This window comes from Rufibacter sp. DG15C (assembly GCF_001577755.1).
Classification (GTDB): Bacteria; Bacteroidota; Bacteroidia; order Cytophagales; family Hymenobacteraceae; genus Nibribacter.
Genome location: NZ_CP010776.1, coordinates 1079638 through 1100367, shown reverse-complemented (window position 1 = coordinate 1100367; position 20730 = coordinate 1079638). Strand labels below are relative to the sequence as shown.

Genomic DNA, 20730 nt, shown 5'->3' with positions numbered 1-20730 from the left:
TCTTTCTATGCAGCAGCACTTGGCCATCTTTGATCCCTTTGAGAACATGCGGTTTGGGTACCGTACCTGTTTTCTCTGCGGCAACACCATCACGCAAGACCAGGTTACGCAGGTGTTTCCTCAATGGCTGATGCAGGAGTTTGACATAGCCGAGCGCCCCCTTAGAATGCTGGACCAGAGCGTGGTGCAGTTCCAGGAGCTTCAGGTGCCGTGCTGCCGCCGCTGTCAGACGCAGTACGTGCAGCCGCTAGAAGAGCAGGTGCAGCAAGCCTCCCAACAAGGTGTAGCCGGTCTGCGCGCCTTAGACCCTAAGTTGCTGTTCCAGTGGCTGGGCAAGATGTTCTACGGCACGCTTATCAATGAACTCATCAAAGAGCAGGACCCGCTCATCAAGCCAGAGTACGCCGTGAGCGAGCAGCCCAAGATGCTCATGAAGTTTCAGGCGTTCTTTAGGGTGCTACAGTCCATCAGGGTGCCTATGACCTTCGCCGACTTTCTGCCCAGCTCGATTTTTGTGGTAGAGGTAGACGCTGCCGCAGAGCCCAGCCGCTTTGAGTTCAGGGATGATTTGACCACCATGATGGTCAGTCTGCGCATGGACAATGCCTTGATTGTGTGCTGCCTGCTGGACAATGAGCTGCTCAAACGCGCCATGCGCCGCGTCTGGACCGAAGTAGAGCCTAGAAAACTTCAACCCATCCAGGCCGCCGAGTTCAGTGCCCGCGTATTCTATGGTGCCTACCTGCTCAACGTCATACCAGATTACCTGCCCCGCCCGGCCAAACCACAGGACGAGGTGCTGGTGATGGACTCCCTCATTGATGATATTACCGATGTCATTTTCAACCCTTGGGAGAACAGCGCCTACGCCAAGATGCTGGCTCTGTCCTGGGCGCGTTGGGGCGTGACGCAGGAAGACATCCTCCAAGACCCAGAGCATCCCATGAGCATGCTTTTTACGCCGGCCGGCGAGTTTATTGAGTTTCCTTCCATCCCGGGGCAAGGATAAAATCAAGGAAGAGATTGCATGGAGGTGCGCGCTCCGTTTTTGGCCTGTTTTCCAGAAAGCAGGCCAAAAACGGAGCGCGCTTCTTTGGAGCCATAGCTAAAAGTGGTTGGGCAAGCGCGTGGTAAGGGCTGGCAGATAAACCTCTCACACCCGCCTGCGTACTCAGAGGTACGGCCTTCTTAGCCGACTAACCTAAACTGATAAAACTATGGCTGAAATTAATGTTGAACGCAAAAAGCGCTCTGGCTGGTTGTGGATTATTGTGCTTGTGGTACTGGCTATTATTGGCTATGCCCTGTACAGATACCTGAATGAAGACAACAACACCGCCGAGTACAATGGCGCCCCTACGTCTTTTGTAATGCCTGTCGCTCCCCATCACTTAGGGAGCGTTTGAGTTTCTGACCTCATAACCTAAAAGAAACATGGCAAACAATAATGACTATTCAAAGGGAGTGCGACTGCGCCCTTTGCATAAACTGAGCAATTTTAAAGTATCTGACAACAACCTTGACGTGCGCGGCTGGGAAGTGGTAGGCGCTGACGGCCGCCGCATTGGCAAAGTGGATGACCTCATCGTGGACCAAACGCTCATGAAGGTTCGCTACTTGGACGTAGACGTAGATCCCAACCTGCTCTTGCCAGACACCGATGACCGCCACATTCTGGTGCCCATTGGTGCGGCCCATTTAGATGAGTCAGCTGATGAGGTGCGCGTGACTGGTTTGGAGCTAGCCGGTTTGTCCCGCTACCCATTCTACCGCGGCGGCGAGGTGACCCCAGACTATGAGTACCGCGTGCTGCACGCCGTGACCAGTCCTACTACGTCGTTCATGACCACGTCTTCGCATACCACGCCACCAGATGACCAGTTCTATGAGCATGAGTCTTTTGATGACAGCCGTTTCTACCAGACGCGTCGTCAAGATGATTACATAGACCAGAGAAGCTCGGCTGTGAATGCAGACATGAACCGTAACATAAACCCAAATGTGGGCTCTACGTCCTCTGGCATGGGCTCAGGCACAACCGGCATGGGTGGAAACAGCGCCATTGACGGGGACATTGCCACCATTGAACGTCTTAAGCGCATGCTAGACGAGGGCACCATCAACCATGACGAGTTCACGGCCCTAAAGAGAAAAGCGCTGGGCTTATACTAGTTTTCACCTGATTCTGGGAAAACAGCCCAAAAACGAAAAGAAGAAGGCGAGCCAATTGGCTCGCCTTCTTCTTTTTATAATTCCAACCCGCTTCTGCTAGGGATAGTTGTTGGTAGCGTCCGGCATGTCTAGATAATCTCCCGAAGGATGGTACAGGTTGCCTACCGTGGCGTTGGTAGCGTGTTGCGTGTGGGCTTGGCCTGGCCACCGCTTGCGCTGCCGTAACTTGCCGTTGTGCTGGCTTCGCTTGGCCACTGAGTATGCCGCCATGCCTGCTAAGGCTACCAAGCCAGCGGTGGCCAATACCTTAGGCACAGTGTTCTTGACAGTAGGGGGCAATTCTACCACACCGCTCTCATCTGTAATGGCCGGGTGGTTTACGTAACGTCCCTTGTTAGGCACTGCCAATTGGTCAAACAACCTGGCTAGTTCGCTTAACTGCTGCTCTAATTCCTGACCTTGCATAGGTAGACCGTGCCCACTAGCTGCTACCAAAGGCCGAATGCTTGCCAGTTTCTGGACAGACGCCTTGGCTGCCGCCCAGTCTGGTGTAAAATACGCTGGCGGTCCGCAGACTTCTTTCTTTTGAGTGAGTACCGCCAAAGCAGATTCCGGTTTTCTTGTCACAAAGGCATCACCTACCAGCAAGACGCGGTCATGTTCTCTAAAGAAAGAGACGTGCCCTGGCGTATGGCCCGGGGTTTCCAACCATTTCCATTCTGGCATGAACGGCACAGAACCATCTGGCGGAAGTGTCTCTAGTCTGCCATGGAATTTGATGGGCTTTTTAGGGTACATGAAGGACATGTACGCCATGCCGCCGCCGCCCACGCTAGAGTCTGGCGGTGGGTAGCTAGACATGCCGGTCAAATAAGGCAACTCTAATGGGTGCGTAAACACCGGCACATTCCAATAGTCAGCTAAGGTCTGTAGAGCGCCCACGTGGTCAAAGTGTCCGTGCGTAAGCAGGATGGCCTTGGGTGGATTAGATTTGCCAAACTTCTCCTCGGCGGCCTTTCTGATGCGGTCAGCTGAGGCATAAAGCCCCGCGTCTACCAACACCCAGGAGCCGTCTGGGTTTTCTACAAAGTAGAGGTTCACAAAGACAATCTCCATCCCCAGAATGCCGGGGGCTACCGGAAAGGTAGATTGCTGTTTCTGCTGTAATATCTGTTGAATCTGGTCTTGCATAGAATTCTGGATTAGGTGATACATCAGCTGTCTAGCCGGCCAAATACACTTTGCTCATTGTCTGTGTCATGCCGCGAGTTGGCGTCCCGGTCGGTTGATTTTCCGCCTTGGCCTCCTTGGCTGTTGCCCGGCTGCTTGCCGCCCTGCTGAAAGCTGGCGTTGCCTTTGGCGCCCGCGCCCGGCTCCTGGTTTTTGTTTTGCTTCATGTCCTGTTGAGAGGACTTGCCCCTGGGCAGTTTGTCGTCCAGATTCAGGTTTTGGTCCTTTTTTTCTTCTTGTGCCATAGCTTTATGGATAAGGTGAGTAATGGAGACGTAACTGGCTAAGCCAGATTTAAATGTACGTGCCTGAAAAAAAGTAGGTGCCTGGGAATAAGATAAATTGCAGGGCTGCGTTTTGGAAGTTGGAAAACAGTTCGTATTATAGACTTGTTATAACCAGAAGGCAGCCCCTAAATTTGGCGAGGAATTTGCAAGAGAAAGGATAGGGGGCGAGTGACCTGCCGGAATTTTTTACACCTGTTCACCGTTTATACGTCATGGTAAATTTGATCTATCCACCCAGCTATATGGCCGTTTATGCGAAATGCATAGATGCTACCCCGCCTGCCTTTGATCCAGAGGAATGGATTGAGGAAGGGCACATTTACACCGTTAAGCATTTTACAGAGCCTTTGAACCAGGAAGAAGGAATGGCCGTGACAATCATTGATGAGTCTGGTGACGAGATTCACCCCAGCCCGTCACACTGGAGCTTCTCTTCTAACCGCTTTGAATTGTTCTCTGTCTTCTTGAACTAGGCGTTTTTAGCCTGTTTTCCAGGAAATAACCCAAAAACGAAAGGGGCTGACCATCTGGTCAGCCCCTTTCGTTTTTACAGGATTGCTGGTTTCTAGAAGAAGAAGCCAGCCTTGATTAAGGGTAGTTTGTCCTCTTCAGAGACGGTGTAGCCTAAGGAGATGACCACTTGGTTTACTGGAGCAAACCAAACGCCGCCGCCGTAGCCCGTGTGCCATTCTTTAGAATTCTCGCCTTCTACCCACACGCGGCCCATGTCATGAAACCCGAATATGCCCACCGTAGCCGGGAACAGGTAGGTGGTAAAGCTGAATAGCCGCAACCTAGCCTCTGTGTTGTTATAGAACGCGGTTTGGCCGGTAAATCTGGTTCTTCTGTAGCCGCGCAAGGTGTTCAAGCCGTCCAGGTGCTGGCCCTGGAAGAACTCAAAATCATCTCCTCCGTCACTGTCAAAGGTGTGCCCGCCGCCAAAGCGCGTGGCCAAGGTCAGCTTAAACGGAATCCTGATGGTATGGTACAAAGACAATTCAGAGTTGACCCGGTTAAAATCTTTTGAACCCGTCTTGGTGCCTTTCATGAAATCTGCGCCTACCGTCCAGTGAATCCCCTTGGCCGGCAACGCCGCCACGTCTCTGGAATCCAGAACATACTCAAGGCGCGCGCCAGCGTAGGCCTTCGGGTCATTGAAGTTCTCATACCGCTTCTCTGTAGTTGGGACCGTTGTTATGAAACGATCTGGCGTACGCTCAACATTCACCGTCTGGAAAACGGGCCCAGCAAAAAACGTAGCGTGCTCGCCAATCCGTTTGCCAGCCAAAGCGTTCACGTACAGCTGCGACGAACGGTAACGGTAGTACTCAATGTCAATGTCTGGGTTATACGCGCTCTCATTGCTAAACCCGAAGAAGTTGTCTGAGAAGCCCGGCGACTTGAAATTGACATTCAGCTTTACGTCCAAGCCCAGGCGCACTCTTGTGAAGTGGCCGGCATAGTCTACCAAGAAGGAGCTGGTGGCAAAGGCGTAACTGCCCGTCAATCTTTGGCGCATGGCAAACGGCTGCTTTTCAAAGCCTTGTTTCTCTAACAATACTCCGCCACCCAGCAAGAAGCCGTCATCTCGGTTAAACTGGAAGGAAGCCAACGGTCCTAGGTAATTGTATTTGTAGGCTTTTCGGTCATACTCTGCCGTGGGTCGGCGGTGGGTGAAGTCCCGGGCCTCAGTGCCGGCATCAATAGAAATGCCGTCTGGCTTGTCATAGACATAGGTAAGCCGGCGCAGACCCTCTACGTTAGAGCTGTCAATGGCTTGGTCATTTCCTTCGCCGCCAATGATGCGTACTCTTATGCCTTCCTCAGCGCGGCCTTTTACCAAGAAGTGGTCATTGCCGCCTAAGCCGTACAAGCGTATTTCATCTGTCTCTGCGGGCAGGAACTGGCGCTGGTAGATAATGTCTTTTGCTTTGTACTGAGCAGAAGCCGAGTCTTTTTTGAACACAGACACCAACGTGTTGCCGTCTGCCTGGCGCTGTACCTCAAAAAACTCAGGTTGGTCTGTGCCCACTACGTCCACTTGCTTGGCCAGGAACTCATAATAGTCCTCAGCGTCTTTTTTAATGGAGGCGCGGCGGGCTTTCAAGGTGCTGGCTAGTTGCTGTCCAGAGAGTTTGTAGATATCTTCTGGCAAAGCGCGCACCGCCTTGTCAATGGCCTCATCTGTGAGCGACGCGGTTAGGCTATCAGCCATGGCCAGCCAGTCTTTACGCTCCAGCCCAGTTAAAAAGCTTCTGTCAAAGTAGCGGTTGTTGAAGTTAAAGCCCTCAATGTCACGCAGGCTTTCGTCAAATCCCTGCACCTTGGGCAGAATCCACTTGCGGCTGGCAATGTTAGGAATCACGCCCTGGTTCACGAAGAAGGCCTGGTCGCGGTCTCTCGGGATGGCCTTATAGACTTTGCCCTTGCCGTCTTTCTTGAACTCGGCCCAGCGCCACTGGTCATCGTGGCGGTCCCAGTCAGCGATGAAGAAGTCAAACAGGCGGGCGCGCAAGAGGCTCATCTGGTCAATCTGGTCGTTCTGGTCTTCGCGGATGTTCTCCAAGACCTTCTCTGTGCTCACCACATTTTTGGAGTTGCCCACGCTTGCCAAATGGGACATGTCCTCATCTGGCCGCTCTTCAAACAAACCAATGGTGTTGGCGAAGCCTTTCAAGTACTTACCAAAGCGCGGGTCATTGGGAATGGCAAAGTACTGCGGGTTGGTATGGTATACGCCGGCAGCATCCGCCAACGGCGTCACCACCAGAGAGCCGTAAGGGTGCGAGGCCGAGATCTGGTCCTTCACCACATCGGCGGCAATGGTTTTCCTAAACACCGCCGGCAGGGCCGCGTCTGGGTACTTCTCTACGGAACGCAAGACGTACTCCTTGCCGGTGCTGTCTGCTAAGCGCAAGGACACCGTCTGGAATCCGCCGCCGCGCTGCACAACTTTTAGACCGCCGTTATGGGTGCCTATGTCAAACACGGGCAAGGCCACGGGCTCGGTCCATTCTGGCCGGTAGTTTTTTCCCAAAAGCCAATGCCTGAACTTGCTGGCCTGGTAGACTTCGCTGGCTTTTAAGGTAGCCGTCTTGCCCACAAAGCTCAGGTTCATTTTCTTGATTTTAGCTTCTAGCTGCTTGGTGGTGGGTTTTTGGGAGAGCTTGGCTCTGTAGGCTACCTGTCCCTGGGCGCTCTGAACATCTGGGGCGGTCCAAATCTCCAGCCACGTCTCGCCGTTGGCCAGGTACAGCACCTTGGCAAAACCGGGCGTATTGGTAGCATGGACTGGATTGGTGTCTTTGACTGGCTTGATGTCTTCTCCCAAGCCAGCGCTCACGTAATGCAGGCTGTCTTTGGTACGGTGCTGCAAGCCGTTGGAATTGCCCTCTACGTGAACCAGTCCTGCATGAGGGGCATATATCTGAGAGAGTTGGCGGTGCATGAGTTTGTACTCCAGGCCTTTCATCTCGGGGGAGATGCTCATGACCACCAGCAGGTTCTTTTCTTCATTGCTGCGCAGGGCGTCATCTACGGCAGCCATGGTGGCGGTGCCGCCTACAATCTCACAGCCGCGCATTTCTTTCTTGTCGTCCATGCGGCGGTTGGGCATGAGCCACTGCGTGTCCAGGAGCAATAAGTGGGCATCATCTGTAAGGGGAACTTCGGTGGGGCCAGGGCAGGCATTCTCCGGTAGAATCAGTTTGTCACTGCCCAGCACCTGAGAAAGATAGCGTTCCTGGTTTCTTACTTCCTGCACCACCTTGCCTTTGGCGTTGTGCTCGCCGGGCATGACAATGATTTTGCCTTGATAGCCTTGCAGGTATTGGAGTTGGGCGCGCAGTTTGGCTTCTAACGCGGGTCTGTCTGGTGCAGAAACTCCTGGCAGGCTAGCCGGCTGAAACGGGTTGCCTATAAAAACCAGGGTGCTCTTTTTGCCAGCCTGTTGCAGTTGCTTCTGTAACAAAGGCAAGGGTGCAGCAGTGGATTGGTTGGGTGCCCATCGTCCGGCCAGCAAAACGGTGTGTGTTACTTCTGAAGAGGGCAGGGCTGCCATCTGGGCCCAACTGCTCACGGGTAGAAGCGCACAAGTGACAAACGATAAGCGGATTACCCAGCGGGGTAAGTGTATTCTCATAGTGTGGTAAGTTCTGAGCTCTTTTACGAAAGGTCGTTTTTGGGCTATTTTATGGGAAATAGGCTGAAAACGGAAGTAAAAGGGCACGGGTTCTCAAAGGAGCTTAGTCCCTGTTTGCCGTGTTTACGCAGGTTAGCCGCCTTTGGGTTGAATTTATGTTTGCGTACCCCAGATATCCCTGAAAATAAGGCTGAGAATAGGAGGAGAAACAGGTCTTTGGGAATAATTTAAGGACTGTGGGTGTTGTATATTCGTAACGCTACCCTATGCCCGCATTAGACAAGACCCTCAGGAAAGCCGTGGTAGAACTGCCCGCCTCCAGAAAAGATAAATTGCTCCTACAATTGCTCACCGCCAACCCTGTTCTACAGGAACAATTGGCCTATGAACTGCTGGAGGGCGAAGACGCTTTAGACACCCGTCGTCAAATTCTGCAAGCGCACCTCCAAACCCACACCCAAGGCTTTTACTATAATGCTACCGAGCTCTTGATTTGCTTGCGGCAGGTCTGTCCCTTGCTAGCACACCATGTTAAGATCACCAATGACGTGGAAGGCGAGATACGTCTGTTGCTTCAATTACTCCAGGAAACCTTGACCCATCAAAAAGAGCATCTGCATACCTTGAGCGGCTCCAATGAGGCCTTGGGCCAATTTTTAGCCAAGCGTTTGGAAGAAGCTTTGCAGAAACTGGCTAAGCTGCATGAAGATTTATATGTAGAGTTTGAGGATGAAGTGAATGCCGTCTTGCCCTTGGTGCATGCCTCGGCGGCGGGTTATGCGGCCAGAAAGTTGGGCTTGCCAATAAAGTGGAAGTGACGGAAGAAAGAATTTCGTTGGTTTTCGGCTACGCCGCCCAAGAGTAACTGTCCGGTGCGCCTTCATGCAGGGCTTTGATCGCAAACAGACAACCGGCTAAGTCTTGCTGCAGCTGGCATTCCCAAATAACAAGGACCTGCCAGTTGGCAGCTTTTAGCTGGGCGCGGTGCTTCAGATCCCTTGCTTGGTTGCGCTCAAATTTATCCTGCCAGAAGGCCGTGTTGGATTTGGGTAAGGAGGGCTGGCAGTGCGGACAGCGGTGCCAGAAGCAGCCGTGCACGTAAATGGCCAATCGGCGGCCGGGGTAGCAGATGTCTGGTTTGCCGGGGGCTTTCTTCCAGTGCAGCCTGTAGCCACGCAGACCTGCCTGCCACAAGGCTTTTCGTAAGGTGACCTCAGGCTGGGTATTCTTGCTTTTGTTAGCCCGCATGTTTTTGCTCACGCGCTCCTGCGCCGTTAAGGGCGGGGCAGACGAAAGGCTGTATTTCTTTTTCTTTTTGCGGAGCTTCTGCATACTACTAAGCGGTCAATTGGTAAACGCCGTTTGTCTCTGGAGAGTGCCAGGTTTCCGTTGAAATTTCATTCATCCTACCTCATTTTTGGCCTGTTTTCTAGAAAGTAGGCTAAAAAAAGAAAGGCCCCGCAGTCACTCTGCGGGGCCTTTCTTTTTGAAAAATGATAAGTAATGTTAGTCGTGCACTTCCTCGGCGTCAGCAAACTGATGGCCCGTGTAGCTTACCAGGGCAATGGCGCCAATGGCTACCGCAGCCACGGCCAGAATCATCTGGACAGGTGTCATTTTTTGTCTGGTTCTCAAAAGTAATTTACCGGCGTCTGCCAAGAGTTCTGGCAATACGTCATGTTTCCCTTGGTAGACATTTAAGATAGACTCAACGGTACGCGCCAGGTCCTTAGGCTGCACCAGGGCAGTAGAAGTGTTAGTTGATTGTTCCATAGTGGTAGTTCTGAATTAGCATGAAAAAAGGAATCCCGGCCCGTGGTCCAAGGAATGGACACGGGCCGGGATGTTTATACGCAAAGAGTGCGCCTTAGGTCAAGCAAAAATCAGATTATGCCACTTGGCCACCGGCAGAACGCACGGCTTCGTTGATTTTCTCAATGATTTTGTCTGGGCTAAACATCATGCTGGCCGGAAAGCTCACTGCCACGTTGTTGATTTGCAAGGTCTGGTCTCCCTCTTGGTAGGCATAGTCTGCGGTCACGCCTTGTTTAGACACTCTTCCAGAGGTGCCTTCCAATTCAATGCCGGCGGCGCCTAGTTTGCTGCGCAGGTTGTTGTATAACTCAGGAGTGATGCCGGTGTAAGTAGCGCTATTTGCCATAGTTTCAGTTTTTTATAGTGGATGGAACATTGTAAACGCAGGATTTTGCCCGAAGGTTGGTCTTGGCGTCCCTTGGTTAAAGGTAGTGTTTTTCGGCTGTTTTCAGAAAAAGAAGCCAAAAACGTCCTGTGCTTCTGCTAACCTTTAAGGGGTTTTTAAGGTAAAGCGGTTCAACTAAGTTTGCGTTTTTTACCATGAAGAAGCTTTTTCTGGCCCTAGTACTATTCATCTTCCTGTTTGGGGTGGCCAGGTACTTCTTTCCTGGTCATCCCGCCTCCAGCCTAGACCAGTCAGGTGATTTCTTCGGGGAGAACCGGCATCTGCTCAACACCCCAGACAGCGTCATGGCTAGTGCCGGCGCGCATTACCAGATCAGTGCAATAGGAGAATTCTTCCTGGGCAAGCATTACCGCGCGGTCTGGGCCACTCCCGTCAAAGCCGAGGTCTTCCATATGGACAAGATTGGCGGGGGCTTGCGCATGGAGAAACTTGGCGGCGGTATGCAAACCACCAGCCTCACCCTCACAGACACCGCCGGCCATAAATGGGCGCTTCGGTCCCTGGACAAAGACCCCATCAGTGTATTGTCTCCATTCTGGCGGAAGACGTTTGTGGGTAGTTTTGTGCGGGATCAGGTGTCGGCTACCAATCCATACGCCGCTTTGGTGGTGGCACCCCTAGCCGAGGCCATCGGGGTGTTCCATCCTTCGCCCAAGCTGGTGTTTGTGTTGCCCTCAGACAAAGATTTCAGGCAGCATTCCCATCTGTTCAGCAACCGGTTATTTTTAATAGAGGAGAAGTTTACCTCAAAAGCCTCCTTGACCAAGAAGTTTGGCCCGGCCAGAGATTTGGTGGGCACAGAGGTGGTGCTGCAGCGCCGCTTCCAAGACACGCACCACAAGATTGACCAATGGGCCTTTGCCCGCGCGCGCCTCCTGGACTTGCTTTTGAGCGACTGGGACCGGCATGAAGGGCAGTGGGACTGGGCCGAATATAAGCAAGGCACGGAGACGTGGTACAAGCCCATTCCCAAAGATCGTGACCAGGCGCTTTGCTGGTATGATGACGGCGTGTTGCCCTGGGTGGCTACCCGTAAGTTTGCCGCACGTAAGTTTGAGTCGTTTCACCCCACGTTCAAGGATGTTTATGGTCTTACCATCAATGCTTCTTTCCTAGACGCCCGGGCCTTGTCTGAAGTGTCTCTGGCCGACTTTAGAAGGATAGCACGAGAAATTCAGATGGCTTTGACTGACTCCGTGTTGCAGGATGCGGTGCATAGGCTCCCACCGGCCGTATATGATCTGGTAGGACGGCAGACATATGATATTTTAAGGAGTAGACGCCAACAGCTAGCCAAGGCCGCCGATCAGTATTACCATATCTTAGCCAAAGAGGTCATAGTAGCTGGGTCAGATGGGGCAGAACGGTTTTTGGTGCAGCGTCTGGCGCAGGGCAAAACCGTGGTAGAGGTGTATAAGATAAATGAGAACGGCGTTAATATAGGCAGAAACTACAGCAGGACCTTCTTTGCCAATGAAACCAGCCAAATCCATCTACATGGTTTAGACGGTGATGATGTGTTTGATATTAGGGGAGACGTATTGGTAGGGTCTACGGTTTATGTGTATGGAGGCAAAGGCAAGGACCAGGTCCTAGACAAGTCCTCCGTGCAAGGTTGGCGCAAAAAGACCATTGTCATTGACGCGAAGGAGAATGTACAAATCCAGAAAAGCGCAGAAACAGAGGTGCAGTTAAAAGAAGATAAAGTTATCTCCTTGGTCAGATTTTGGGACAAGTAAGTTTGGGCTATTTTAATAGTCTAAGCAATTATATAATAAGGCTCCATATTTACTGATTCATCTTTTTTTGGAGTATTCCGTAAAGAATTGTTGCTCTTCTTTCCATTCTGCCTTACTTATAGAGTATGGCTGCCTATCATTTGATAATCACTTATATTTGCTTATGCGAATAAAAGGGACATCACTTTAAAAACCTTTCTTTACTTTGGCATTGTCGAGTAAAGAAGAATAAACACTTATGGATAAATACTCTTATATCGCTAATGCCCACGGGACTTATATAGATGAGCTCTATAAGCAGTTCCAGCAGGATCCAGAATCAGTTGAGTTTGGATGGCGAAAGTTTTTTGAAGGCTACGAGTTCTCTGACAATTATCCGGGAGAAAACGGAACATCTGCCCCAGCGACCACGCAAGGTCAACCTGCCGGTGCCTCTGCCACGGCGGTAGACAAAGAAATTCAGGTTCGCAACCTAATACATGCGTACCGTTCCCGCGCGCACCTAAGAGCCAAAACCAATCCGGTACGCCCAAGAAAAGACAGAAAAGCCAGATTAGACATTCAAGAGTTTGGACTTTCTGAGGCTGACTTAGATACGTCTTTCCAATCTGGGGCCGAGCTTGGCTTAGGCAATGCCAAACTGCGTGACATTATCAACGCCTTGCAAACTATCTATGAGCGCACCATCGGGTTTGAGTTCATGTACATCCGGGACCCAGAGGTACTGGAGTGGTTCAAGACCAAGGTGGAGAAAGAGTCTCTGGCATTCAACCCATCCATAGAATACAAAAAGCGCATCCTTTCTAAGCTGAACGAAGCTGTTGTCTTTGAGAACTTCTTGCATACTAAGTTCTTAGGGCAGAAGCGCTTCTCTCTAGAGGGTGGCGAGACCACCATCCCAGCCTTGGATGCCATCATTGACAAAGGCGCCGAACTGGGCGTGCAGGAAGTGGTGATTGGCATGGCGCACCGCGGGCGTTTGAACGTGCTCGCCAACATCATGGGCAAAACCTATGAGCAGATTTTCTCTGAGTTTGAGGGAACGGCTGTTCCAGACTTGACCATGGGCGACGGAGACGTGAAATACCACATGGGTTACTCTAGTGAGGTAGAGACGCCGTCTGGCCACAAAGTGAACTTGAAACTGGCTCCCAACCCCTCGCACTTAGAGGCGGTGAACCCAGTGGTAGAAGGCTTTGTACGGGCCAAGATTGATACCATGTATGGCAAAGACTCCAGCAAAATTCTTCCTATCTTAATACACGGTGATGCGGCCGTAGCTGGTCAAGGCATTGGCTATGAGCTTATCCAGATGGCCCAGCTGGAAGGCTACGGCACTGGTGGTACGGTGCATTTCGTGATTAACAACCAGGTGGGTTTCACCACTGACTTTGAGGACGCCCGTTCTTCTATCTACAGCACAGACCTAGCCAAGGTAGTAGACGCGCCAGTATTGCACGTGAACGGGGACGACCCAGAAGCCGTGGTATTTGCCGTACGCCTGGCTACTGAGTATCGTCAGAAATTCAAGAACGACATCTTCATTGATATGGTGTGCTACCGCCGCCATGGACACAATGAGGCAGATGAGCCTAAGTTCACCCAGCCGCAGCTATACAACCTGATTTCTAAGCACCAGAACCCGCGCGAGATTTACAACAAAACCTTGGTGAGCCGTGGTGATGTAGACGCACAGGTAGCCGAAGAGATGGACAAGCAGTTCAGGAACATGCTGCAAGACCGTCTGGACATGGTCAAGCAGAAGCCATTGCCGTACAACTACCAGAACCTGGAGAAAGAATGGCAAGAGCTTCGCCGCTCCACGCCAGAGGATTTTGACCAGTCGCCTGAGACCGGTATTTCCATCGAAGCCATTGAGCAAGTAGGAAAAGCCTTAACTACGCTTCCAGAAAACTTCAAACCGCTCAAGCAGATTGAGAAATTGACCAAAGAGCGCCAAGACATGTTCTTCAATGCCCGCTCTTTGAACTGGGCCTCTGCTGAACTATTGGCTTACGGGTCTATCTTGCTAGAAGGAAAGATTGTGCGTATGTCTGGACAGGACGTGCAACGCGGTACGTTCTCGCACCGTCATGCGGTGTTGCATGATGCCAACACCAGCGCTGCTTATACCAACTTAAACCACATTGCCGAAGGCCAACAACAACTGCATATCTACAACTCCCTGCTTTCTGAGTATGGCGTGCTAGGGTATGAGTTTGGCTACGCGATGGCCAACCCCAATGCCTTGGTGATTTGGGAAGCCCAGTTCGGGGATTTCGCCAACGGCGCGCAGGTCATGATTGACCAGTTCATCTCTTCCACAGAGTCTAAGTGGCAGCGTATGAACGGCGTAGTGATGCTGCTGCCGCATGGCTATGAGGGCCAGGGTCCGGAGCACTCCAACGCCCGCCCAGAGCGCTTCTTGCAGTTAGCCGCTGAGTACAACATGTACGTGACCGCCTGTACCACGCCGGCTAACTTCTTCCATATGCTGCGCCGCCAGTTGGCTACGCCGTTTAGGAAGCCGTGTATCCATATGTCGCCTAAGTCTATGCTGCGTCACCAAGCGGTGATGTCTCCTATTGAAGACTTCACGCAAGGCTCGTTCCAGGAAGTGATTGGCGACGGTTTTGTAGACGCTGCCGCGGTGACCAAAGTGTTGCTGTGCTCTGGCAAGGTGTACTATGACCTGTTGGAAGAACAACAAAAAACAGGTCGTACAGACGTGGCCATTATCCGTTTGGAGCAGTTGCATCCGTTCCCTAAAGTGCAGTTGCAGGCTGAGCTGGCCAAATACCCGAACGCCCAAGTATACTGGGTACAGGAAGAGCCATATAATATGGGTGCCTGGACGTACATCTTGAGCGTGATGCGCAATGAGGTGGTAGACGTGGTTTCACGTAAATCAAGCTCATCGCCGGCCACTGGGTACAACAAGGTGCACCAGAAAGAGCAACGCGCCATAGTTGAAAAAGCATTTGCAATATAATTAAGAAAGAAAGCTTCCGTTTTTGTGCTACTTTTCAGGAAATAGCCCAAAAACGGAAGCGTATTAAGTTAATCTTAATCAAAAAGATATGTCATTAGAAGTGAAAGTGCCGGTAGTCGGTGAATCCATCACCGAGGTAACCGTTGCCAAATGGTTAAAGCAAGACGGTGACCAGGTAGCCATGGATGAAATCATCTGTGAGCTGGAGTCAGACAAGGCCACCTTTGAACTGCCCGCCGAAGCTGCCGGAGTGCTTCGTATCCAAGCACAAGAAGGAGATACCATTCCGGTTGGTGCGGTTATCTGCGTGATTGAAGGTTCTGGCGCCGGTGCCTCAGCCCCTAAGCCAGCCGCTGCCACTACGCAAGAAGGAATGGTAGAATCTAAAACCGTTTCTGACCCACAGAGCACCACTCTAGCCGAGCAAGTACCCAGCCGCGATGCCCAAAACCAACCTATGGAAGGCGGTAGCGCAACTGGTACCGGTCAGACCATTGATATCAAAATCCCAACCGTAGGCGAGTCTATCACCGAGGTGACTATTGCCAAATGGTTGAAAGCCGATGGTGACCAAGTGAACATGGACGAAGTGCTATGCGAACTGGAATCTGACAAAGCTACGTTTGAACTACCCGCTGAGGCCGCCGGCGTGTTGCGTATTGTGGCCCAGGAAGGCGAAACTGTTGAGATTGGTGCTACTATCTGCCGCATTGAGGTAGGCGCTGGTTCTGGTGCCTCGGCACCAAAAGCAAGTGCTCCTGCGGCGCAGCCAGCCCAAGCGGCTTCTGCCCCAGCAGGCGGTGCTTCTACCTATGCCAGCGGCACACCATCTCCAGCGGCCGGGAAAATCCTTTCTGAAAAAGGCATCTCAGCATCTGATGTAAGCGGTTCTGGCCGTGACGGACGCATCACCAAAGCAGACGCACAGAACGCTCAGGCTCGTCCGGCAACTCCAGCCGCTCAGCCAACGGCTGCTTCTGCTCCAGCAGCAACTTCCCAAGCTCAGGCACCAGCGGTGGCGGGTTCAAGAAACTCACGCCGAGAGAAAATGAGCTCCTTGCGCAAAACAGTCGCCCGTAGATTGGTGTTGGTGAAGAATGAGACGGCCATGTTGACTACCTTCAATGAGGTTGACATGAAACCGATCATGGACATCAGAGCTAAATACAAAGAGACGTTCAAAGAGAAACACGAAGTTGGTCTGGGCTTCATGTCCTTCTTCATCAAGGCGTGTACTGTAGCCTTGAAAGAGTGGCCAGCGGTAAATGCTCAGATTGACGGCGGCGAGATGATCTTCAATGACTTCTGCGACATTTCCATTGCCGTGTCTGCGCCTAAAGGCTTGGTAGTTCCGGTTATCCGTAACGCTGAAGGCCTCAGCTTGGACGGTATTGAGAAAGAAGTAGTGCGTCTAGCTAAGCGTGCGCGTGAGAACAAACTGGGCATTGACGAGATGACTGGTGGTACCTTCACCATCACTAATGGTGGTGTGTTCGGGTCTATGATGTCAACGCCTATCATCAACGCACCACAATCGGCTATTTTGGGTATGCACAACATCGTGAACCGCCCAGTAGCCATCAATAACCAAGTGGAAATCCGTCCGATGATGTATTTAGCGCTATCGTATGACCACCGCATCATTGATGGTCGTGAGTCGGTTAGCTTCCTAGTTAGAGTAAAGGAATTGCTGGAAGACCCAATGCGTTTGCTATTAGGAGTTTAATTTCCGTTTTAGGCGTGTTTTCTATAAAAATAGGTTAAAAACGAAAGGCTCCGTACTGCTTATACAAGTGGATGCGGGGCCTTTCTTTACATAAAAAGATAAGAGCATGAAATACGATGTAACGGTCATTGGTTCGGGTCCGGGTGGTTATGTAGCCGCCGTGCGGTGCGCACAGTTGGGTCTGAAAACAGCCATCATTGAGAAATATTCGGTTTTGGGTGGTACTTGCTTGAACGTGGGCTGTATTCCATCTAAGGCTTTGCTGGATTCCTCTGAGCACTTCCACAACGCCGCGCATACCTTCAAAGAGCACGGGATTGAGCTGGAGAACCTGCAGGTGAACCTGGAGCAGATGATTACCCGCAAAAGCGGCGTGATTAAGTCCAACAACGACGGTATTGCCTACCTCATGAAGAAGAACAAGATTGACGTGTACAACGGTCTTGGCTCTTTCGTGAACAAAAACACCATCAAAATTACAGGTCAGGACGGCGCCGAACAGCAGCTAGAAACCGATAAGACCATTATCGCCACAGGTTCTAAGCCGGTGAGCCTGCCATTCCTGCCTATCGACAAGAACCGCATCATCACATCTACCGAGGCCTTGACTTTGAAAGAGGTGCCAAAGCACATGGTAGTGATCGGCGGCGGCGTGATTGGCCTGGAACTGGGCTCTGTTTATGCGCGTCTGGGTGCTAAAGTGTCTGTGGTAGAATACACAGATGCATTAATTCCTACCATGGACCGTGCCTTGGGCAAAGAGTTACAGCGCGTCTTAAAGAAGACCTTGGGCTTCCAATTCTTCTTCGGGCATAAAGTGACGGGTGCGCAGGTAGAAGGCGATGTGGTAAAAGTAACCGCAGAAACCCCTAAAGGCGAAACCATTACCATGGAAGGCGACTACTGCTTGGTGTCTGTGGGCCGTAAGCCGTACACCGAAGGCCTGGGCCTAGAGAACGCCGGCGTTCAGCTAGCCGAGCGCGGCATGATTGCCGTAGACGACCACCTGCAAACCAACGTACCGGGCATCTATGCCATAGGCGACGTGGTACGCGGAGCGATGCTGGCGCACAAAGCCGAAGAAGAAGGCGTGCTAGTAGCCGAGCAGATTGTCGGTCAGAAGCCGCACATCAACTATAACCTGATACCGGGTGTAGTCTACACGTGGCCAGAAGTAGCCGGAGTTGGTCTTAATGAGGAACAATTGAAAGAGCAGGGTCGTGCCTACAAAGCAGGATCTTTCCCGTTCAAAGCCTCTGGCCGCGCCAAAGCGTCTATGGATACCGATGGGTTTGTGAAGGTATTGGCAGATGCGCAGACAGATGAGATTCTGGGTGTGCACATGATTGGGCCTCGCGCCGCTGATATGATTGCTGAGGCCGTAGTCGCCATGGAGTTCAGAGCGTCAGCTGAGGACATCGCCCGCATGAGCCATGCCCACCCAACCTACACCGAGGCCATGAAAGAAGCCTGTTTAGCTGCTACAGAAAACAGAGCTATTCATATTTAATTTCATACTAAGCACTAAATATAGAAGGCCTCTCCTGAACATTCAGGAGAGGCCTTCTCTTTTGTATTCGTTTTTGGCCTGTTTTCCAAGAAACAGGCCAAAAACGGTGCTTAGAAATTCCAACCGAAGGTTACCACAAAGCTGGTATTTTTGTTATCTGTGGTCACTAGGGGAGTAGTCAAGTTATAATACTCAGAATTGGCGTCATTAATCTCAGCGTTGGTGAAAGGAGAGTAGAGGCTCTTGTATTTGCTATACACCAAGGCTGCATCTAAGAAGTAGTTATTCTGCTTAATGCCCACGCCACCTGTTAAGAAAGTTTTAGACTGGTCCACGTCCTCATCATCAAAAGGATCGCCATATAACCCGTAGCCGGCTCTTACCCTAAAGACATCAAACCGTCCTTCGGCACCAATGCGGTAGTTAAGGGCACTATTGTACACAGATTTGGTAGTGGCATTCTCATCACGGTAAGAGTAGTCATCTGCGCTCAATCGGCCATTTGAATAGTCAACGTACTCCACGTCAGCAGTGATGAATCCATTCTTTCCAATGAATACGGCTGTTCCAGCGCTTGCTCTAAAAGGAGTGGTTAAATTGTATTCAAACTCCCCCGGGTCTGTATAGGCAAACTGGTTGACCCCTACGCCAGCAGAAGGCTCATTTCTAAAGTTCACCTCTAAGCTGGTGTTGTAACTGTCTCTTAGGGTGTACCACGTAGGTGTCTGCACAGACACCCCAAACCGTACGGCATCATTTGGTCTGTAAATAGCACCAGCTTTCAACATCACCCCAGAGCCTTCTGTGAGTAATTCATCACGCAAGGTAAGATCTGTGATATCTGTAGCGGGGTCTTGTTCTGAATAGGTTCTTACACGCTTATACCGGATGGACGTAATGCCCACAGAGGCCCCTAAGAAAAGCTTGTCTCTAAAGCTAGCCCCGTAAGACAAGTCAAATTGGTTTTGAGAACCGCTGGTTTGTATGGTTTCTGAGAAAGGGTTCTCATTGTTTAAGTTAGGAGAGAAAAACCCCGCATCATCCTCATCAATTAGATACGTGTCAAAAGCTAGATCTTGTAACGTAACAGGATTGCCGTTGGGGCTTAGTCCATTTCTATTGGCCAATTGGGCGGCATACTCACCAAACTTCAAAGCCGTGGCCGGGCTGGTGCCTGCGTAAACGGTACGCTGGTTAAAGTTATTCAACCGGGTATAGCCCACGCCAAAAGAACCAGAGCGCCAATCGCCTTCCTCGTCATCTGCCTTGCGTCTAGAAATGACGATGGCCAGCTGAGGAACATTCAGGTTATTGCGGGAATCTACGGCTGAAGTGCCATACACCGTGCTGTTGGCCTCATTGAAATTCAAACCCGCAGACACCGTCACTTCTGACCGTCTAAACAAGCCTAAACCAGCAGGGTTAGAGAGAAAGGTGCCGGCATCGCCGCCAAGGGCTACACTGGCGCCGCTAAGACCTAACGTACGGGCAGTGCCACCAAAATCTGTGCGGGAGTATCTAAGGACGTCTGCCTCGTTCTGGGCAAAGCCCTCTCCAGCACTGCCTAGCAATGCCAGGCAGGCCAGAAGGATGCTATATTTTTTCATGTTTTAGATTGGGAGTGAAAATTAGTTTCGGCCTCTTCTAGAAGACCCTGAGCTTGAACCAGAGCTGCTGCTGCCACTGCTTCCTGAGGAAGAGGAAGAAGAGCTAGAACGGGATGGTTCATAGGTTGAACGAGAGGGTTCAGAAGTACGTGACGGCTCATAAGACGTACGTGGCTGCACCCGCGGCTGACTCTGCCCTTGGCTGGCGGTTTCTGGCGTGTCTCGGCGGCGTCTTGCCGGCGGTGCGCTTTGGCCCTCAGTAGAGCGTGAGTTGGAGTTCTGTTGCGTGCCTTCCACTCGGTCTGGGTTAGAATCTGTGCGTCTACGGGTTGGGTAGGCTGTTCCGTCAGAACTGCGTGAAGGTCTAATCACGCCGTCTGGCGCCGTACGGGAATTTCTGGTGCCAGAAGTAGAAACTGAATTTCTGCTATCTCGTGATCCTGTTCTGGACGCTGAGCCCACGCCCACGCTAGAAGCTCTGTCATGGCGCGGGCCATAGTTTACTTTGCGAGCATACACATCTCCTCTGTAATAACCGTCATAGTAGCCACCATAGCGGTAAGAATTATACCCATAGCCATATCTATAGGGGTTGTATCCGTAGCCATAGCCCCAAGGGTTTCTCCAGCCTAAGCCAATAGAAATCATCACCCCGCTGTACATTGGGCGCGGCCAGAAGGGATCATACATAACCACAGGTCTGTAGAACGGGTCGTAGAATGGATCATACCACGGGTCATACATAGCCGCGCGGGAGTAATACCTGGCAGGAGAATAGTAAGGGGAATAAGCGTAATAGGGGTTGCCAAACGGCGCGTCGTAATATGAATACTGGTAGGGGTCGTCGCTCCTACGGGAACGGCGGTCGTCTTGGTAGGTCTCTGGGTCGCTTACCCGTTCCGTGATGTCCTCAGAAGAACTCTGGTACTGGCCAGCATCTTCTGAACGCTGCTCATACGTGGGCTCCACGTAGGTGACTTTGTCTTTGGACGAAAAATAAACATCATCTGTCTCACTTGTCTGCAAGTTAGAGGATGTGCTACAGCCCGCCACCAAGAAACCCAGCAGAGGTAGCAACAGGACTTTATTTGTAAAGTGGTTCATT

The 20730-nt window shown here is 51.5% G+C and carries 17 protein-coding genes; 9 read left to right on the top strand and 8 right to left on the bottom strand.

Annotated elements, in window-relative coordinates; all coding sequences use genetic code 11:
* The first annotated feature begins 7 nt into the window (after positions 1 to 7).
* From TH61_RS04575 to TH61_RS04565, 3 genes are all read left to right on the top strand, one after another.
* Positions 8 to 1009, top strand: coding sequence for a hypothetical protein (locus TH61_RS04575; protein ID WP_066506413.1), 1002 nt, complete (start codon positions 8 to 10; stop codon positions 1007 to 1009).
* Positions 1010 to 1217: 208 nt separating this feature from the next.
* Positions 1218 to 1406 carry a hypothetical protein gene (locus tag TH61_RS04570; RefSeq protein WP_066506411.1) on the top strand — a complete coding sequence of 63 codons (189 nt, stop codon included), beginning with the start codon at positions 1218 to 1220 and terminating at the stop codon, positions 1404 to 1406.
* Between the two features lie 28 nt (positions 1407 to 1434).
* Positions 1435 to 2172 (top strand): PRC-barrel domain-containing protein, encoded by a 738-nt coding sequence (locus TH61_RS04565; protein WP_066506410.1) that lies wholly within the window; start codon positions 1435 to 1437, stop codon positions 2170 to 2172.
* A gap of 96 nt (positions 2173 to 2268) precedes the next feature.
* On the opposite strand, the gene TH61_RS04560 is transcribed toward TH61_RS04565, so the two are convergent.
* Both TH61_RS04560 and TH61_RS04555 read right to left on the bottom strand, forming a co-directional pair.
* Complete coding sequence (locus tag TH61_RS04560; protein ID WP_231862302.1) at positions 2269 to 3363, bottom strand: MBL fold metallo-hydrolase; 1095 nt, start codon at positions 3361 to 3363, stop codon at positions 2269 to 2271.
* Positions 3364 to 3386: 23 nt separating this feature from the next.
* The gene (locus tag TH61_RS04555; RefSeq protein WP_066506407.1) at positions 3387 to 3647 is read right to left on the bottom strand and encodes a hypothetical protein; all 261 of its coding nucleotides are present in this window, start codon (positions 3645 to 3647) and stop codon (positions 3387 to 3389) included.
* A gap of 284 nt (positions 3648 to 3931) precedes the next feature.
* On the opposite strand from TH61_RS04555, the gene TH61_RS04550 reads away from it, so the two are divergent.
* Complete coding sequence (locus TH61_RS04550; RefSeq protein WP_231862301.1) at positions 3932 to 4162, top strand: hypothetical protein; 231 nt, start codon at positions 3932 to 3934, stop codon at positions 4160 to 4162.
* Between the two features lie 92 nt (positions 4163 to 4254).
* On the opposite strand, the gene TH61_RS04545 is transcribed toward TH61_RS04550, so the two are convergent.
* Complete coding sequence (locus TH61_RS04545) at positions 4255 to 7830, bottom strand: BamA/TamA family outer membrane protein (protein WP_082780294.1); 3576 nt, start codon at positions 7828 to 7830, stop codon at positions 4255 to 4257.
* A gap of 266 nt (positions 7831 to 8096) precedes the next feature.
* Between TH61_RS04545 and TH61_RS04540 the strand changes: the two genes are divergently transcribed.
* Complete coding sequence (locus TH61_RS04540) at positions 8097 to 8648, top strand: hypothetical protein (RefSeq protein ID WP_066506399.1); 552 nt, start codon at positions 8097 to 8099, stop codon at positions 8646 to 8648.
* Positions 8649 to 8676: 28 nt separating this feature from the next.
* Here the strand turns inward: TH61_RS04540 and TH61_RS04535 are convergent, their stop codons facing one another.
* The 3 genes from TH61_RS04535 to TH61_RS04525 all read right to left on the bottom strand — a co-directional run bounded on the left by TH61_RS04535 (position 8677) and on the right by TH61_RS04525 (position 9991).
* On the bottom strand, positions 8677 to 9162 hold the full coding sequence (locus TH61_RS04535; RefSeq protein WP_066506397.1) for a very short patch repair endonuclease: 486 nt from the start codon (positions 9160 to 9162) through the stop codon (positions 8677 to 8679).
* 174 nt (positions 9163 to 9336) lie between these two features.
* A complete protein-coding gene (locus TH61_RS04530; RefSeq protein WP_066506395.1) occupies positions 9337 to 9603 on the bottom strand; it encodes a hypothetical protein in 267 nt (88 codons plus the stop codon).
* Positions 9604 to 9718: 115 nt separating this feature from the next.
* Positions 9719 to 9991 carry a hypothetical protein gene (locus TH61_RS04525; RefSeq protein ID WP_066506393.1) on the bottom strand — a complete coding sequence of 91 codons (273 nt, stop codon included), beginning with the start codon at positions 9989 to 9991 and terminating at the stop codon, positions 9719 to 9721.
* A gap of 194 nt (positions 9992 to 10185) precedes the next feature.
* Here TH61_RS04525 and TH61_RS04520 point away from each other — a divergent pair, with 194 nt between their 5' ends.
* The 4 genes from TH61_RS04520 (at position 10186) to lpdA (ending at position 18018) form a co-directional block, all read left to right on the top strand.
* The gene (locus tag TH61_RS04520; RefSeq protein ID WP_066506392.1) at positions 10186 to 11790 is read left to right on the top strand and encodes a hypothetical protein; all 1605 of its coding nucleotides are present in this window, start codon (positions 10186 to 10188) and stop codon (positions 11788 to 11790) included.
* A 238-nt stretch (positions 11791 to 12028) separates the two neighbouring features.
* On the top strand, positions 12029 to 14782 hold the full coding sequence (locus TH61_RS04515; RefSeq protein WP_066506390.1) for a 2-oxoglutarate dehydrogenase E1 component: 2754 nt from the start codon (positions 12029 to 12031) through the stop codon (positions 14780 to 14782).
* 88 nt (positions 14783 to 14870) lie between these two features.
* Complete coding sequence (gene odhB / locus TH61_RS04510; RefSeq protein WP_066506382.1) at positions 14871 to 16508, top strand: 2-oxoglutarate dehydrogenase complex dihydrolipoyllysine-residue succinyltransferase; 1638 nt, start codon at positions 14871 to 14873, stop codon at positions 16506 to 16508.
* Positions 16509 to 16614: 106 nt separating this feature from the next.
* A complete protein-coding gene (gene lpdA / locus TH61_RS04505; protein WP_066506379.1) occupies positions 16615 to 18018 on the top strand; it encodes a dihydrolipoyl dehydrogenase in 1404 nt (467 codons plus the stop codon).
* A gap of 110 nt (positions 18019 to 18128) precedes the next feature.
* Here lpdA and TH61_RS04500 read toward each other — a convergent pair whose 3' ends face one another.
* Entirely contained in the window at positions 18129 to 19625 is a 1497-nt protein-coding gene (locus tag TH61_RS04500; RefSeq protein WP_066506376.1) for an OmpP1/FadL family transporter, read from the bottom strand.
* Positions 19626 to 19646: 21 nt separating this feature from the next.
* Entirely contained in the window at positions 19647 to 20729 is a 1083-nt protein-coding gene (locus tag TH61_RS04495) for a hypothetical protein (protein ID WP_066506372.1), read from the bottom strand.
* Position 20730 lies beyond the last annotated feature (1 nt).

Excerpts from the sequence above, each read along its gene's own strand:
- TH61_RS04565 (WP_066506410.1), top strand. The coding sequence starts at position 1,435 with ATGGCAAACAATAATGACTATTCAAAGGGAGTGCGACTGCGCCCTTTG.
- TH61_RS04500 (WP_066506376.1), bottom strand. The coding sequence starts at position 19,625 with ATGAAAAAATATAGCATCCTTCTGGCCTGCCTGGCATTGCTAGGCAGT.
- TH61_RS04555 (WP_066506407.1), bottom strand. The coding sequence starts at position 3,647 with ATGGCACAAGAAGAAAAAAAGGACCAAAACCTGAATCTGGACGACAAA.
- TH61_RS04520 (WP_066506392.1), top strand. The coding sequence starts at position 10,186 with ATGAAGAAGCTTTTTCTGGCCCTAGTACTATTCATCTTCCTGTTTGGG.
- TH61_RS04560 (WP_231862302.1), bottom strand. The coding sequence starts at position 3,363 with ATGCAAGACCAGATTCAACAGATATTACAGCAGAAACAGCAATCTACC.
- TH61_RS04525 (WP_066506393.1), bottom strand. The coding sequence starts at position 9,991 with ATGGCAAATAGCGCTACTTACACCGGCATCACTCCTGAGTTATACAAC.
- TH61_RS04550 (WP_231862301.1), top strand. The coding sequence starts at position 3,932 with ATGGCCGTTTATGCGAAATGCATAGATGCTACCCCGCCTGCCTTTGAT.
- TH61_RS04530 (WP_066506395.1), bottom strand. The coding sequence starts at position 9,603 with ATGGAACAATCAACTAACACTTCTACTGCCCTGGTGCAGCCTAAGGAC.
- TH61_RS04545 (WP_082780294.1), bottom strand. The coding sequence starts at position 7,830 with ATGAGAATACACTTACCCCGCTGGGTAATCCGCTTATCGTTTGTCACT.
- odhB (WP_066506382.1), top strand. The coding sequence starts at position 14,871 with ATGTCATTAGAAGTGAAAGTGCCGGTAGTCGGTGAATCCATCACCGAG.
- TH61_RS04540 (WP_066506399.1), top strand. The coding sequence starts at position 8,097 with ATGCCCGCATTAGACAAGACCCTCAGGAAAGCCGTGGTAGAACTGCCC.
- TH61_RS04570 (WP_066506411.1), top strand. The coding sequence starts at position 1,218 with ATGGCTGAAATTAATGTTGAACGCAAAAAGCGCTCTGGCTGGTTGTGG.
- TH61_RS04535 (WP_066506397.1), bottom strand. The coding sequence starts at position 9,162 with ATGCAGAAGCTCCGCAAAAAGAAAAAGAAATACAGCCTTTCGTCTGCC.
- lpdA (WP_066506379.1), top strand. The coding sequence starts at position 16,615 with ATGAAATACGATGTAACGGTCATTGGTTCGGGTCCGGGTGGTTATGTA.
- TH61_RS04495 (WP_066506372.1), bottom strand. The coding sequence starts at position 20,729 with ATGAACCACTTTACAAATAAAGTCCTGTTGCTACCTCTGCTGGGTTTC.
- TH61_RS04515 (WP_066506390.1), top strand. The coding sequence starts at position 12,029 with ATGGATAAATACTCTTATATCGCTAATGCCCACGGGACTTATATAGAT.
- TH61_RS04575 (WP_066506413.1), top strand. The coding sequence starts at position 8 with ATGCAGCAGCACTTGGCCATCTTTGATCCCTTTGAGAACATGCGGTTT.